Below are 13,663 nucleotides of genomic sequence, written 5' to 3' on the forward strand. Positions count from 1 at the left end.
TTTAAACTGTTGCATAGGTTTTTCGAATATCTACAAAATGTCCATTCAGCGCTGCCGCTGCTGCCATTTGAGGACTAACTAAATGCGTTCTTGCCCCGGCACCCTGGCGCCCCTCAAAGTTTCGGTTTGAAGTTGAAGCACAGTGTTCACCGCTTGGGACGACATCTGCATTCATGCTTAAGCACATGCTACAGCCTGCATCGCGCCATTCAAATCCCGCTTCGATAAATACTTTATCCAGCCCTTCCGCTTCCGCTCGTTTTTTCACCTGCTGTGAACCAGGTACAACTAAGGCTCTCACTTCAGGATGCACCTGCTTTCCTTTCACAACGCTTGCTGCCGCTCTAATGTCCTCAATTCTCGAATTTGTACAAGAACCGATGAACACATGTTGAATCTTAATATCTTCTATTCTTTGTCCTTCCTTTAAGTCCATATAGGCTAATGCACGAGTTAAAGAATCCCTTTCTAATTCTGTTTCACAATCTGCTATTGTCGGAATTCTCCCATCGACCTTTGCCGTCATCGATGGATTCGTTCCCCAGCTAACCATTGGAGCGATATCATTGCCATCAATTTGGATGATGGTGTCATATTCAGCATCCTGATCCGATGCAAGTTCTTTCCATTTTTCTACATACTTTTCGAATTCCTCATCTTTTGGAGCATGCTTTCTCCCCCATAAATAATCGAAGGTTGTTTGATCAGGACTTACTAGGCCGGCCCTTGCTCCGCCCTCGATGGACATGTTACAGATCGTCATTCTTTCTTCCATTGACATGTTCCTGACAACTTCCCCACAATATTCAATTACGTGACCAGTACCAAATTTGATTCCGTGCTTTGCGAGAATATAGAGGATCACATCCTTGGCTGTGACACCCTCAGCTAGCTTTCCATTAATCTCTAGCTTCAGTGTCTTCGGCTTAGACTGCCATAAGGTCTGCGTGGCTAAAACATGCTCAACCTCGCTTGTTCCGATTCCAAATGCGAGGGCTCCGAATGCCCCATGTGTTGATGTATGGCTATCCCCACAAACGATCGTTTTTCCCGGCTGGGTTAATCCAAGTTCTGGTCCGATCACATGTACGATTCCCTGCTCTGGGCTATCGATGCCAGCTAATTCGATTCCGAATTCAAGACAGTTTTTCTCAAGGGTGGTCATTTGGTTTAAGGCTACTTCATCATCAATTTGCGTTCGATTAATCGTTGGCACATTGTGATCCATCGTAGCAAACGTGCGATCAGGTCTTCGAACTCTTCTATTCTTCATTCTTAATCCTGAGAAAGCCTGTGGTGAAGTTACCTCATGGACTAAGTGTAAATCAATATAGAGCAAATCGGGTTTCCCTTCCTCACGATGGACTACATGCTTTTCCCAGATTTTATCAATAATAGATTTCCCCACTCTTTTCCCCTCCTAATGACTTTTTTATAAGGAAACACGACCATAAAGGTCGTGTAAGTTGCGGTGCATTGTGTTTTGGTTGGTCTTGCTTGCATCCTAAACGTAGCATCCCATAATGCTATTAATGGTCTCGTTATCAAGGATGGTTGCTTTGACTTCCTCCACCATTTCTGTCGTTGTGACCATCTTTTTACCAGGGGAACCAATATCCCTCGTTCTGAATCCACTATTTAGTACTTCATTCACGGCGGTCTCCACCGCCTCGGCTTCTTTTTCAAGTCCGAAGGAGAGACGGAGCATCATCGCTACAGAAAGAATCGTTGCCAACGGATTGGCGATATTTTGACCCGCAATATCTGGAGCCGATCCATGGATTGGCTCGTATAAATATGGACCTTTTTCTGAAATACTTGCAGATGGTAGCATGCCAAGTGAACCCGTTAGTACCGACGCTTCATCGCTAAGAATATCCCCGAACATGTTCTCCGTAACGACCACATCAAACTGCTTAGGATTCCTCACCATTTGCATCGCGGCATTATCCACAAGCATATGCTCTAAAGCTACATCAGGAAACTCCTTGGCAACCTCCTCAGCAACCTCTCGCCACATTCGACTTGATTCCAATACATTTGCCTTATCCACGGAGGTTACTTTGCCACTTCGATTGCGAGCCAATTCGAAAGCAAGCTTAATGACACGCACCATTTCCTCCTTTTGATAAAACAGGGTATCTACTACTGCATCGCTGCCATCCCGCTCTACGCGTTCACTTGGCTTTCCAAAGTAAAGACCGCCTGTTAATTCTCTAACCATCAATAGATCGACTTCTTCGATGATTTCCTTTTTTAATGGAGAGGCATCCGCAAGACTAGAATAATAGTTTGTCGGACGTAGATTCGCATAAAGATCTAGCTCTTTACGAATTTTGAGCAACCCTTTTTCTGGACGCAAGTGGACAGGCAGCCTATCCCATTTCGGCCCGCCGACAGCACCTAGAAGCACAGCATCGCTATTCTTACATAGCTCAATGGTTTCGTCTGGCAATGGTGTGCCTAACTCATCCACTGCTCCACCACCAATTTCCCCATAAGAGAAGGAAAAATGGTGTCCAAATCTTTCTCCAATGGCACGAAGAACCTCAATAGCCCCCCTAGTAACCTCTTTTCCTATTCCATCTCCCGGCAAAACGGCGATATGCTTCTTCATTATGACCTCTCCATCCTTATGAATTTTTAACTTTCTTTACTCAACACTACCTACTACTTCCTTCTTGCGATTTTTATTAACGAACGGCATCATCGCACGAAGCTCTTTCCCGACCTTTTCAATTAGATGCTCATTTTCCCTTTCATTAATGGCATTGAATACCGGACGATTTGCTTGATTCTCAAGAATCCAACCTTTTGCAAACTGGCCATCCTGGATATCCTTCAGAACTGCCTTCATTTCCTTCTTCACTTCATCTGTTACGATACGAGGCCCCGTTACAAAGTCGCCCCATTGAGCCGTATCTGAAATAGAATAGCGCATTCCAGCAAGCCCACCCTCGTACATAAGGTCAACAATCAGCTTTAATTCGTGTAGTGTTTCAAAATAAGCAAGTTCCGGCTGGTAACCAGCTTCAACAAGTGTTTCAAAGCCTGCCTTAACAAGTGCCGTAGTACCTCCGCAAAGAACTGCTTGCTCCCCAAATAGATCGGTTTCCGTTTCTTCCTTGAATGTCGTTTCGAGCGCCCCAGCTCTCAAAGCACCAATCGCTCTTGCATACGCTAATGCGAGCTCCCTTGCTTCTCCCGTTACATCCTGATAGATGGCAAATAATGCAGGAACTCCAGCATCCTCCTGGTACGTTCTTCTCACCAAATGTCCCGGACCCTTTGGCGCAACTAAAAGCACGTCACAGGTTGTTGGTGGAACAATTTGATGGAAATGAACATTGAATCCGTGAGCGAACATTAATGCCTGATTCGTTAAGTTAGGTTCAATTTCTTCCTTATATACCTTTGGTTGAAGCTCGTCAGGTAAAAGAATCATGACCACATCTGCTTTAGCCGTTGCTTCAGCTACAGTGTAGACCTCTAAGCCATCTTCTACCGCTTTGTCCCATGACTTTCCTTTTCTGAGTCCGACAACCACATCGACCCCACTATCTCTCATATTAAGTGCATGGGCATGACCTTGAGAGCCATAACCAATTACTGCAACCTTTTTTCCATTTAAATAAGCTTCGTTTGCGTCTCCGTTATAATACATTTTTGCCATTGATAATCTCCCCTTCTGGTAGTTGTTTAATTGTTTTAGACAATAGAAATATTTCTTGTAGAATCTTTAGTACGTTGTGTGCCTCTCGGGAACGCAGTTGTTCCTGTTCTAGCAAGCTCCTTAATTCCATACGGCTTGATAAGCTCAATAAAGGCTTCGATTTTATCTGATTCACCCGTGATTTGAATAACCAGACTGTCTTTGCCTATATCCACAATGGATGCTCGGAACGGCTCAATAATCGCATTAATCTCACTTCTTGTGTTTGGAGTGGAAAGGACTTTAATCAAGGCGAGCTCCCTTGCAACCATCGCTTGCTCGCTGATATCGGTTACCTTCAGAACATCGATCTGCTTGTTCAGCTGTTTCGTAATCTGTTCAATAATGCTATCGTTTTCCACATTGACAGCACAGGTAATTCTTGATACTCCTTCGATTTCGGTGTGACCAACCGTAATGCTTTCAATGTTGTAGTTTCTCTTTGAAAAAAGATTGGTGATCCGATTGAGTACCCCTGGTCGATTGTTAACCGTTAATGTAATGATTCTCTTCATAGCTTCACACCCACCATTTCATTCAAGCCTTTTCCTGGCGCAATCATTGGGTATACATTCTCCCCTGGGTCAATCCGGAAATCAAGCAATACTGGCTCTCGATTATTTAACACTTCAGATAAAACGGCTTCCGCTTCTTCTTCTGTTTGGATGACATACCCTTTAATGTCATAGGCTTCAGCTAGCTTTACAAAAGAAGGTTGAACTGGATTCTTACTATGGGAATAACGTTCTTCATAGAATAGCTCTTGCCACTGTCTAACCATTCCAAGTGATCCATTGTTTAAAATCACAATTTTTATCGGCAAATTAAATTCCCGAATGACAGCTAATTCTTGAGTGCTCATTTGGAAGCCGCCATCCCCAAGTACCGCCAGTACACATGCGTTCTTGTCAGCTAAAGAAGCGCCGATACTTGCTGGAAGTCCGAAGCCCATCGTTCCTAGACCACCAGATGTTACCCATCTATTCGCCTTCGAGAACTTGTAATATTGTGCAGCCCACATTTGATGCTGCCCTACATCTGTCACCACAATGGCATTTCCATTGGTCTTTTCATAGAGCATTTCCATTACTTTTTGCGGCTTTAGCTGACTATTATTTTTTTCATAAACATAAGGATATTCCTGCTGCCAGCTTTCTAGCGTTTGGAGCCATTCCTCATGAGCTGGAGGCTTTCCTTCCTGTGCAATAAGCTGCTTGAGAGCCTCCTTGGCATCTGCTACGACAGGGATTTCTGTTGGTACGTTTTTCCCAATTTCAGCTGGATCAATATCAATATGGGCTACCGTTGCATATGGTGCAAAATGGGCTAGATTCCCTGTTAAACGGTCATCAAATCTGGCACCGATATTAATGAGAAGGTCCGTTTCGTATAAAGCCATATTGGCGGTATAGCAGCCATGCATACCTCCCATTCCGAGGAACAGCTTGTGCTCTGCGGGGAAACCTCCTAAGCCAAGCAGGGTATGAACAACTGGGATCCTTTGTTGCTCTGCGTAAACTTTTAGTTCCTCTGCTGCATCTGCATGAAGAATGCCTGCGCCAGCAAGAATGACTGGTTTCTTTGCTCGGCTGACTGCCTCTGTTAGCTTGCGAATTTGCAGATAGTTTGGCTTTGTCGTTGGCTGGTAGCCTGGAAGTTCAATTTCTTTATCTTCCGGCACCTCCGCCAGACCTGTTGCAATGTCCTTTGGAATATCAATGAGAACCGGACCTGGTCTACCTGAGCTCGCAATATAAAAAGCTTCTTTCACAATGTAAGGAATTTCCTCGATATTTCTAACCTGATAGTTATACTTAGTTATTGGAGTAGTAATCCCAAGAATATCCGCTTCCTGGAAAGCATCTGTTCCAATTACGCCGGTGGCAACTTGGCCCGTAAAAACAACTAATGGAAGAGAATCAATCATTGCATCCGTTAAACCTGTTACAATGTTGGTCGCTCCCGGTCCCGATGTTACAATTACGACGCCCGGTTTCCCCGTAACTCGTGCATAACCCTCAGCAGCATGTATTCCCCCCTGTTCATGACGGGGTAGAACATGAAGAATTTTGGAATCATAAATCTTGTCATAAATAGGTAAAACTGCTCCTCCAGGGTATCCAAAAATGACTTCTACCTGCTCCCTTTCTAATGCTTGTAACAAAAGATCCGAACCACTTAACTGTTGTTTGCTTTCAGCCTTCATGTCCGTAAAGGCAGTCTCCTGTAACATTCGTTGCCCTCCTCTTTTTTTAAAAATATAGGCTCTGTAAAACTATTGTTGCCTGATACCGCCTTATGCGTTTGGATTCACTTCGTTGCTCGTATCGAGTAAATACGTTCACTCCATACACATAAGGCTAATATCAACACAGTTCATAAACACAGCCAAAATATAAAAAGCCCATCCATCCCCATATGCCTACTAAAGCTAGGCAAAAGGGATGAAAAGGCTTTGGAAGCTTTTCCACGGTACCACCCTAATTCACGGCTTGCGCGCGTGCACTTATGGTCAATTGTGACCCTTTTGATAACGAGTGTTTGGCACTCGGCTATCCCTACTAAAAGGATTCTTTCAAGATAGCACTCCGAGGTGAGTTCATTTTAGGTAGCGACCACCGGATTTCAGCTGGCCCGGCTCTCTGTTGATCCACTATTCATAAAATTACTTATCCTCTTCATCGCGTTCGTGAGTATGGAAAATAACTTTCATTGGTGTTTGATTAATGGCTATTCTTTAAACATTCAGATTTCTTATTTGAGGACTATCTTACTCGGAAATTCTCTCTGCGTCAACAGTATTTTTGTGAATTGTGCGATAATTTATATTTATCAGATTTATTGTATACGCTTACAATGTTGATACATCCTCGTTTACGACTTCTAAAAAATTTTCGTAATTTTTTTCTGTCAACTCTTAGCCTTTGCAATTAATTGATCAAGTTTTTGGCTGTACCGTTTTTTTATAACATCCACTTCTTTCATTATTGCTGCAGTGAATCTTTTGCTGCCCATATTATCGTGCACCCTATAGAAAGTAAGTGGTCGATCTAGAAAATGCATATCATGCTTTAATACGATTCGGTTCCATAAATCATAATCATGCGTATAGAGCATTGTTTCATCAAATAAGCCGACATCTGAGAAAAGGTCTAGTTTGATCATGACGGTCGAACCATTGATTGGACATCCTTTCTTCATATATTGATAAAAAGAAATTTTATTGGGGAATTTCGGATTAACCGCCAATCGAATCAGTGTATTATTTTTATCAATCCAATTAAAATTTGTAAAGGAAAATAATGCTTTTTGTTGTTTCATAAAAGCTAATTGTTTCTCAACCTTTGCGTGATGTAATAAATCATCGGAACTTAACCAAACAAAGTAATCCCCACTTGCTTGTTTTATCCCGACATTTAAAGCGGTAGCCGTACCTCCATTTTCTTTTTTTACATATTTTATTTTCTTCATAAAAGGCCCAAGTTTTTCGACATACTTTGTTGATCCATCATCTACAACAATTATTTCGATATTTTTGTATGTTTGGCTTAGGGCACTCGTAATAGCTCTGTCAACATACCTGCAGTTATAAAAAGGAATAACAATTGAAATCTTGTCTGTAAGTAATTTTGAATGAGCCGATATGAATTTTCCATTTCCATTCTCCTTTATCATCATGCTATGCTCCCTTCGCAGGAATTAAATTAACCTAGTGAGTATCGCACCCTGTCAATCCTAATAAAGAGGGAAGCCTCTCTCATATTCTCTATTATGCGAGAAGTAATTTATTGTTTGGGAAAATGGTTAAATTCCCCTGTAAAAAGAAATGAAATTAAAACAGAAGAAATGCCGTGTCCATACATAAATTTTCGAATAAATTAAAATATAATTCAGAATAAGGGAGTGATTTTATTTGTGGCTGATGTAGGGATTGTCATGCCTGTGTATAAGCAAGATGATAGTATTTTTAAGGCAGCTATAGACTCTATCCTCAATCAAAACTATCGCAACTTTCTATTGGTTATTGTTATTGATGGAGTAACACCAAATGTTGTAAATATTGCTAACCATTATGCTAAAAAAGATAAAAGAATTCGATTGATTCCAAGGATATATAATAACGGAACCGCATCTGCTTTAAATATAGGCTTTAACTTTTTAATGAAACAAAATAATATTAAGTATTTAACATGGGTATCAAGTGATAATATTTACTATCCTAATTTTCTATATGTTTTAAGGAAGCAATTAATAAACGCACCACCAGAGGTTGGCTTGGCATATAGTAGTTTTCGATTCATCGACGCAGAAGGTAAACCATTTAAACATTGGGACTTTTTTTTCAAACATCAGGACCAGCCAAAAGAAAACTTGGTAAATGTTTATTTTGTAGGTTATTCATTCATGTATAAGAAAACTTATGCACAAAAAATAGAAGGGTACCAATATACTCCAGTTGAGGACTACGATTATTTTTTGCGATTAACTGAGCACTGTGAAATTACATTTGTTCCTCAAAAACTTATGGAATTCAGGATTGAAGCTCCTTACAGTAATTCGATTCAAATAAAAAATTCAAACGAAAAGCGCAGAAGAAGACGGTATCTAATGCATTTTGTTATGACTGAAGCACGCAAACGGAGGAATATTTCCCCTGAGCTCACAATTATTTTTCCTGTAGGAGATTCATCTGAATTATCAAAACAAGCTCTGGAGTTGGTGTTGGATCAGTCCATTTCAAACTATAGGTTAATAATTCATGATATTTCCTCTAAACAAGAGTTTCTTCCAGTGACAAATGAAATTCCTGATGTTCGAATGCAATATTTTTCTACGCCAAACGGTGTCTTACGCGACGTTTTGCTAAAAAGTCTGGAATTAGTTGAAACAAAATATGTTTTATTTTTTCAAGTAGGAAGCTTTCGTGATAGTGTTCATCTCGCAGAAATGATGTATTCTGTTAATAGCAATCCCCTGGAAAATCAAGTATTAGGAGAGAATCAATTACCTGAGTTTGGAAAAGTGTATTCAACAGACTATATTTCCTCGCTACTCCAAAATAACCTTAGTTAAAACAATCATAATTAAGGGAAGCCTTGAAAATTAAAGCTTCCCTTTAATATTGTTATAAAATCTGGAAAAACAGGACATCAAACCACAATCAATTTTTGCTAAGATTCAACGTCATTCATCCTATAACGTTTTAGTAGAATAGTATGATAAACCTTTTATTAGCTCCTTAGAGCCAAGATGTATTAATTCTGTAATTGATTCCTAAAAACTCTTGAAGAATTCTTTGTTTTTCTTTTTCATTAGTTATCTTTTTTCCTATATAGTTTAATGGTTTACCATCCTTATCTACCCAATATTTCTGAACAGGATTTTCTTTTTTTTCATCTTCTAAGAAGAAAGCTGAATTTACCTTATGAATATGATTAATATAGAATCGATCCTCAATGATTTCATGTGGAAGTTTTATGGCTCCAGTCCAAATTCCAGTTTCCGATGGTTGGAAAATATTATGTCTCATCCCTTTTAAGTAATCTTTTACTCTATAGATTAAACAATTAAATGAACTTGAGAAATTAAAATACTCAGCAAGTTCGTTCCTCGCAGAATCGTAAATATAACCATTTTGACAAATTAACACTTTGGTTTGAAGTGAAGGTCTGTAACGATAAAGAAAATCTATATAATTCTTATGGTAGGCATCATCGCTGTAGAGATGTAGTTCATAGAAGTATTTATACCCATTAAGAGTATTTATTACTGTCTTCTCATACTCGCTGCTGGAAACAAACCTTATATTAAAGGGGAGGGGGGGATAATTTAACAATGCATTTTCAATATATTGTTTTGTGCTATCATGATACACGATAAAAGCAAGATAGTTTGGATTGGATTGGTTAATAAGACTCTTTAAGGTAAAATTCATGAAAAGAAAGATCCTTTTATTGATCCATTCCTCTGTTAGATGTGTATCTTCATTTGGTAAATTTGCATAATCATAAAGATCAGTTCGTAATGTCTCCCGAACATTTAGATTATTAAAAGGAATATATACAATGATACGTTTATCTGGCTTCCTTTGCCCAGTAAATCGGGTACCCAACAATATTCAGCACTCCTTATTTAAATAATTTTATTTATATATTCATATATAATATGAATCTTAATAATCCGTGCTGAATAAATTACCTAGGTATTTTGTGGAATTTGTAGAGCTAGAAAGCCAATTTATGCTTTCGATGATAAAAAAGATTTATATGTAAATACCCTCCTTATTATTCCCCGATGAAAGTGGCCATCATGATTTCAATTCAAAGATTCAAGAAATTGTTGCCTGAATGTTCATTCCTCATCCGGCAACCGTATATTCGCACGAATAAAATCAATCTAGAAATCAAGCCTCAGAAACGATTGACCACGTTACATTAGCCGTGTCCTTGCCCCCCCTCTCACATAATATTATAGTGATTTCTATATATTAATGGATTTCTTCAAATAACTTATACACAAGGAGAGGTGTTAATGTTTCAAAATAAAAAAATATTAATAACTGGCGGGACCGGCTCTTGGGGAAACGAACTAGTCAATAAATTACTAAATTTCAAACCGCAAGAAATTCGCATTTTCTCAAGGAATGAATATGCCCAAGTCAAGATGAATCGAATGTTTTCTGATTATAACTGCCTTAAATTTGTAATCGGTGATGTGCGGGATTATGAAGCTGTATACCATGCAACAAAAGGGGTGGACTATGTTTTTCATTTGGCAGCATTAAAGCATGTACCGATTTGTGAGGATCAACCTTCAGAGGCTATTAAAACTAATATTATTGGTACAGAGAATATCATTAAAGCCAGTATCCATCACGGAGTAAAAAAGGTTATCGATGTCTCAACTGACAAAGCTGTTGACCCGGTTAATCTTTATGGGCTAACCAAAGCCATTGGAGAAAAATTGATGATTCAAGCAAACCAATTGAGTAAAGATACACGATTTGTATGTATACGTGGTGGTAATGTGATTGGTACCAACGGCAGTGCCATTCCTTTTTTTATAGACCAAATTAAACAACACAATCAAGTACCTTTAACTTCAAATGAAATGACACGCTTTTTCCTAACAGTTTCAGAAGCCATTGATTTACTAATACAAGCTTCTGAATTGGCCATTGGAGGAGAAACTTTTGTAATGAAGATGAAGTCATGTAGAATTATTGATTTGATTAAAGTTTTGGAAGAACAATTTGCAAAAAATGAAATAGAAATTAAAAAGATTGGAATTCGTCCAGGAGAAAAACTTCATGAAGTATTAGTGTCTAATTTCGAATCCCAAAACACGTATAAATTTGATGAGAAATACTACGTAATCTTACCTTCATATGCCCCAGAGGGTCTAGAAAAAAAGTACAATCATTTACCAAAAGTACCTTTCACCAGATACCAGTCTAGTGATGAATTAATGTCACTTAGTGAAATAGAAGAAATCCTTAGAAAAGCAAATGTTCTTTCTACCTAAGGCGGTGCTTTAAATGAAGGAGAAGGGTATAATAAATGTTTTAATAACTGGTGCTAATGGATTTATAGGTAGGAATCTATATGTTGCTTTAGGAGAAGTTAAGAACATTTCGATTCAAACCTATACAAGGGATAATACAATTGATGAATTGGAACAATTATTAAAGCAGGCAGACGTAATTTATCATCTGGCAGGAGTTAATAGGGTAAACGATGATCAAAGCGAATTTATTAAAGGAAATGTCCATCTAACGGAACAGATTACTAGAATCCTGAGGAAAATAGACAGAAAACCTATTATTGTCATGTCTTCTAGTATTCAAGCTACAAATCACACACCATATGGAAAAAGCAAGAAAAAGGCAGAAGAAATCCTTGAAAAATATGCACAAGAAACGGACCATAACAAGGTGTTTATTTACCGCTTAACAAACGTGTTTGGCAAATGGGGAAAACCACAATATAACTCTGTAGTTGCGTCTTTTTGTTTTAACATTTCACGTGATTTAGACATTGAAATCCATGATCCACTAAAAGAAATAGAGTTAGTATATATCGACGATGTAATTAAAGAATTTAAAAGTCGAATATATCGGTTAAACGAAGTAAGAAATAAATCCATTTATCAAGTCACCCCAACATATAAAATAACTCTAAAAAATCTGGCCAATCAACTTTATGAATTTCATAAAATACGCAAGAACTTGATTTTGCCTGATTTATCCAACCCTTTGACTAAAGCACTTTATTCAACTTATTTGTCTTATTTGGACCAAAACGATTTTGCATATAGTTTAGAAATGAAGCAAGATCAACGTGGAAGTCTGGTAGAACTATTAAAATCGGATCATTCTGGTCAAATTTTCATTTCAACATCTCATCCTGGTGTCATTCGTGGTAATCATTATCATCACACAAAAGTTGAAAAGTTTTGTGTCATAAAAGGTAAAGCAAAGATTAAACTACGAGATATTTTTTCCGATAAAATCATTTCATACGTAGTGACAGATGCCATTGTTCAAGTTGTAGATATCCCTCCAGGGTATACCCATTCATTAGAAAATATTGGGGACAGTGAACTTATTGTGCTGTTTTGGGCAAATGAAATATTTGATCCAGAGCGATCAGATACGTATGTAAAAGAGGTGGAAAATGAGTAAAAAAAAGGTAGTGACGATAGTAGGTACAAGACCTGAAATTATAAGATTATCGGCTGTCATTCAAGCCTGTGACCGATATTTCAACCATATTCTTGTCCATACGGGTCAGAACTGGGATCCAAATTTAAATAAGATCTTCTTTGAGGAGTTAGAGTTAAGAACACCAGACTATATATTAAATGTTGTCGGGAAACATCTAGGTGAAACTATTGGAAATATCATTTCAAAATCATATGAAATTTTATTAAAGGAAATGCCTGATGCACTATTGATATTAGGGGATACGAATAGTGCATTAAGTGCTATTGCCGCCAAACGATTAAAAATTCCAATATTCCATATGGAAGCCGGTAATCGTTGCTTTGATGAAAATGTGCCTGAGGAAATTAATCGGAGATTGGTTGATCATATTAGTGATGTAAATTTACCTTATACTGAACATGGCCGCCGTTTTCTATTGAGTGAAGGAATTAGAAAGGATTTTATTTTCGTAACAGGGTCCCCAATGCCTGAAGTACTTGAACTTTTTAAAGAAAAAATTGATAATAGCCAAATTTTAAATGATTTAAAATTAGAGTCTGGAAAATATATAGTAGTTAGTGCTCATAGGGAAGAAAACATTGATCATGATCAAAACTTTCGAAACCTTATGCATGGATTACAGCAAGTGGCAGACAAATATAAACTTCCCATCATTTATTCTACTCATCCAAGAAGTTTGAAGCGAATTCAAGATACTAAAATCCCACTACATCCCCTTATTAAAATTCATAAACCATTTGGACTTTTAGACTACAATAAACTTCAAAAACATGCTTTCTGTGTACTTTCTGATAGTGGAACTTTAAGCGAAGAATCAGCTATCCTAAACTTTCCCGCTGTATTAATACGAACAAGTACTGAGCGGCCTGAGGTATTGGATAAGGGCTCTATAGTAATAGGTGGTATTACTGGAAAAGAGATTATACAGGCTATTGAGCTAGTCACTGAAGTATGTAGTCATAATAATCAAAGAAATGTACCGCTAGATTATATAGACACAAATGTATCAATTAAAATTGTTAAACTTATCGAAAGTTACACAAAAATTATTAATAAGAAGATATGGGAGAAATGATTAGAGATAGTTACCGCTTTTTTTAAGAATAGGCTATTTCCGCATAATGGTGTCCTCTCGTATAGTAAGTTTAGAATCCTCTTTCGAGGTAATTTCCAGTTCGTTTATTGCTCTTTGATAACTTCATAGATGGTAGTTCAGATAGTGGGGG

The 13,663-nt window shown here is 38.2% G+C and carries 11 protein-coding genes and 1 other annotated feature; of the genes, 4 read left to right on the forward strand and 7 right to left on the reverse strand.

Annotated elements, in window-relative coordinates; genetic code table 11:
• Window position 1 precedes the first annotated feature (1 nt).
• The 6 genes from leuC to J2S07_RS12185 form a co-directional block, all read right to left on the reverse strand.
• Window positions 2-1,408: a 3-isopropylmalate dehydratase large subunit gene (gene leuC / locus J2S07_RS12160; RefSeq protein WP_307150677.1), complete on the reverse strand. Its 1,407-nt coding sequence runs from the start codon at window positions 1,406-1,408 to the stop codon at window positions 2-4.
• Between the two features lie 96 nt (window positions 1,409-1,504).
• Window positions 1,505-2,617, reverse strand: a complete 1,113-nt coding sequence (gene leuB, locus J2S07_RS12165; protein ID WP_307150678.1) for a 3-isopropylmalate dehydrogenase — start codon at window positions 2,615-2,617, stop codon at window positions 1,505-1,507.
• A gap of 36 nt (window positions 2,618-2,653) precedes the next feature.
• Window positions 2,654-3,673, reverse strand: a complete 1,020-nt coding sequence (ilvC, locus tag J2S07_RS12170; RefSeq protein WP_307150679.1) for a ketol-acid reductoisomerase — start codon at window positions 3,671-3,673, stop codon at window positions 2,654-2,656.
• A gap of 35 nt (window positions 3,674-3,708) precedes the next feature.
• Entirely contained in the window at window positions 3,709-4,227 is a 519-nt protein-coding gene (ilvN, locus tag J2S07_RS12175) for an acetolactate synthase small subunit (RefSeq protein WP_307150680.1), read from the reverse strand.
• The gene (gene ilvB / locus J2S07_RS12180) at window positions 4,224-5,945 is read right to left on the reverse strand and encodes an acetolactate synthase large subunit (protein WP_307150681.1); all 1,722 of its coding nucleotides are present in this window, start codon (window positions 5,943-5,945) and stop codon (window positions 4,224-4,226) included. The genes ilvN and ilvB overlap by 4 nt, the downstream gene beginning before the upstream one ends.
• A gap of 204 nt (window positions 5,946-6,149) precedes the next feature.
• Window positions 6,150-6,403, reverse strand: a binding site (T-box leader).
• A 219-nt stretch (window positions 6,404-6,622) separates the two neighbouring features.
• The gene (locus J2S07_RS12185; protein WP_307150682.1) at window positions 6,623-7,387 is read right to left on the reverse strand and encodes a glycosyltransferase; all 765 of its coding nucleotides are present in this window, start codon (window positions 7,385-7,387) and stop codon (window positions 6,623-6,625) included.
• 240 nt (window positions 7,388-7,627) lie between these two features.
• Here J2S07_RS12185 and J2S07_RS12190 point away from each other — a divergent pair, with 240 nt between their 5' ends.
• The gene (locus J2S07_RS12190; RefSeq protein WP_307150683.1) at window positions 7,628-8,785 is read left to right on the forward strand and encodes a glycosyltransferase; all 1,158 of its coding nucleotides are present in this window, start codon (window positions 7,628-7,630) and stop codon (window positions 8,783-8,785) included.
• 166 nt (window positions 8,786-8,951) lie between these two features.
• On the opposite strand, the gene J2S07_RS12195 is transcribed toward J2S07_RS12190, so the two are convergent.
• The gene (locus J2S07_RS12195; protein ID WP_307150684.1) at window positions 8,952-9,647 is read right to left on the reverse strand and encodes a hypothetical protein; all 696 of its coding nucleotides are present in this window, start codon (window positions 9,645-9,647) and stop codon (window positions 8,952-8,954) included.
• 596 nt (window positions 9,648-10,243) lie between these two features.
• Between J2S07_RS12195 and J2S07_RS12200 the strand changes: the two genes are divergently transcribed.
• The 3 genes from J2S07_RS12200 to wecB are packed head-to-tail and all read left to right on the forward strand — an operon-like array spanning window position 10,244 to window position 13,512.
• Window positions 10,244-11,236, forward strand: a complete 993-nt coding sequence (locus J2S07_RS12200; protein WP_307150685.1) for a polysaccharide biosynthesis protein — start codon at window positions 10,244-10,246, stop codon at window positions 11,234-11,236.
• 13 nt (window positions 11,237-11,249) lie between these two features.
• Window positions 11,250-12,395 carry a polysaccharide biosynthesis C-terminal domain-containing protein gene (locus J2S07_RS12205; RefSeq protein ID WP_307150686.1) on the forward strand — a complete coding sequence of 382 codons (1,146 nt, stop codon included), beginning with the start codon at window positions 11,250-11,252 and terminating at the stop codon, window positions 12,393-12,395.
• Window positions 12,388-13,512 carry a non-hydrolyzing UDP-N-acetylglucosamine 2-epimerase gene (gene wecB / locus J2S07_RS12210; protein WP_307150687.1) on the forward strand — a complete coding sequence of 375 codons (1,125 nt, stop codon included), beginning with the start codon at window positions 12,388-12,390 and terminating at the stop codon, window positions 13,510-13,512. The genes J2S07_RS12205 and wecB overlap by 8 nt, the downstream gene beginning before the upstream one ends.
• Window positions 13,513-13,663 lie beyond the last annotated feature (151 nt).

The sequence above is a fragment of the Anoxybacillus andreesenii genome (genome assembly GCF_030813005.1).
In the GTDB taxonomy this organism is placed as follows: Bacteria; Bacillota; Bacilli; order Bacillales; family Cytobacillaceae; genus Robertmurraya; species Robertmurraya andreesenii.

Coding starts and splice junctions, on each gene's coding strand:
- wecB (WP_307150687.1), top strand. CDS start 12,388: ATGAGTAAAAAAAAGGTAGTGACGATAGTAGGTACAAGACCTGAAATT.
- J2S07_RS12195 (WP_307150684.1), bottom strand. CDS start 9,647: ATGAATTTTACCTTAAAGAGTCTTATTAACCAATCCAATCCAAACTAT.
- J2S07_RS12185 (WP_307150682.1), bottom strand. CDS start 7,387: ATGATAAAGGAGAATGGAAATGGAAAATTCATATCGGCTCATTCAAAA.
- ilvN (WP_307150680.1), bottom strand. CDS start 4,227: ATGAAGAGAATCATTACATTAACGGTTAACAATCGACCAGGGGTACTC.
- J2S07_RS12200 (WP_307150685.1), top strand. CDS start 10,244: ATGTTTCAAAATAAAAAAATATTAATAACTGGCGGGACCGGCTCTTGG.
- J2S07_RS12205 (WP_307150686.1), top strand. CDS start 11,250: ATGAAGGAGAAGGGTATAATAAATGTTTTAATAACTGGTGCTAATGGA.
- ilvC (WP_307150679.1), bottom strand. CDS start 3,673: ATGGCAAAAATGTATTATAACGGAGACGCAAACGAAGCTTATTTAAAT.
- ilvB (WP_307150681.1), bottom strand. CDS start 5,945: ATGTTACAGGAGACTGCCTTTACGGACATGAAGGCTGAAAGCAAACAA.
- leuB (WP_307150678.1), bottom strand. CDS start 2,617: ATGAAGAAGCATATCGCCGTTTTGCCGGGAGATGGAATAGGAAAAGAG.